Genomic DNA, 245 nt, shown 5'->3' with positions numbered 1-245 from the left:
CTAGCGTCTGCAGTCCATACTCCACTGCGCCAAACGCCACCACGACCTGCCGCCGTTCGCGGCTCGGGTGCAGCTGACGCATCGTTAGCACAGTCTTGCCGTCAGTCTGCTCATCGAATGTCACCACCATGTAGAAGCCGTTGGGATCACCGTCCTCCCCGCCATAGTCGATGACGATGCGGTCGTTTGGTACGATCTGGATGAACCGCATCAAGCTGGGAAAGCGCTGCTCCTTGCCTTCGAAC

At 59.2% G+C, this 245-nt stretch carries 1 protein-coding gene; it reads right to left on the bottom strand.

Annotated elements, in window-relative coordinates:
* The coding region (locus SB764_RS43680; protein ID WP_410867260.1) for an SRPBCC domain-containing protein at positions 1-245 on the bottom strand (245 nt) is incomplete at both ends.

This window comes from Paraburkholderia sp. SIMBA_027 (assembly GCF_046535315.1).
In the GTDB taxonomy this organism is placed as follows: Bacteria; Pseudomonadota; Gammaproteobacteria; order Burkholderiales; family Burkholderiaceae; genus Paraburkholderia; species Paraburkholderia tropica.
The sequence above is the reverse complement of the archived record's forward strand: the minus strand, read 5'-3'. Positions and strand labels throughout refer to the sequence as shown.